Annotated in this window: 1 protein-coding gene; it reads left to right on the forward strand. The window is 69.6% G+C overall.

The window, feature by feature from the left end; genetic code table 11:
• The coding region (locus tag D0817_RS27030) for an ABC transporter substrate-binding protein (protein ID WP_153188226.1) at positions 1 to 326 on the forward strand (326 nt) is incomplete at both ends.

Raw genomic sequence — 326 nt, forward strand, 5'->3', positions numbered from 1 at the left:
CGGACCTGGGCCGCACGCTGCTGGCCGAGGCCTACGGCGACGACAAGGTCGACATCGCGGTCGGCACCTCCTCGTCCGGCTCGGCCATCGCGATGCTGCCGGTGGCGCTCGAATACAAGAAGGTGCTCATCGTCGAGCCGGCCGTGGCCGACGCGATCACGGGCGACAAATGGAACCGCTACATCTTCCGCACCTCGCGCAGCTCGATGCAGGACGGGCTGGCCGCGGCCAGCACCCTCAAGGGCGGCAGCGTGGCCTTCCTGGCGCAGGACTACGCCTTCGGACGCGACGCCATCAAGGCCGGCAAGGACGCCCTGAAGGCGACC

Origin of the sequence: Flavobacterium cupreum (assembly GCF_003996965.1) — a bacterium.
GTDB lineage: Bacteria > Bacteroidota > Bacteroidia > Flavobacteriales > Flavobacteriaceae > Flavobacterium > Flavobacterium cupreum.